Genomic DNA, 268 nt, shown 5'->3' on the forward strand with positions numbered 1-268 from the left:
GCTTGATAGCGATTAACTAAGGTTGAATTTTCAGCCACACGGTTATCTTTAAAAAAACGACAACCATTAGTGGTAATAGTACCGGCCATAGTTACGCCTAAATCTTTAAGCGCAAACGGCACTCCCAACAGCGGCGCGCTGGCCATTTTAGCTGTTCGCTGTGCAGTGCTTAATTGGTTTAACTTTTGTGCTTGCTCACGCGCTTGCTCAAAATGATTAACGGCTATCATATTAAGCGCAGCATTTGTTTCAAACCTTGCAATTGCAC

At 43.3% G+C, this 268-nt stretch carries 1 protein-coding gene; it reads right to left on the reverse strand.

Annotated elements, in window-relative coordinates; all coding sequences use genetic code 11:
- On the reverse strand, nucleotides 1-268 hold a 268-nt coding region (locus tag AAEY62_RS22670; protein ID WP_350636667.1), incomplete at both ends, for an amidase family protein.

This window comes from Pseudoalteromonas sp. GW168-MNA-CIBAN-0100 (assembly GCF_040309225.1).
GTDB lineage: Bacteria > Pseudomonadota > Gammaproteobacteria > Enterobacterales > Alteromonadaceae > Pseudoalteromonas > Pseudoalteromonas arctica.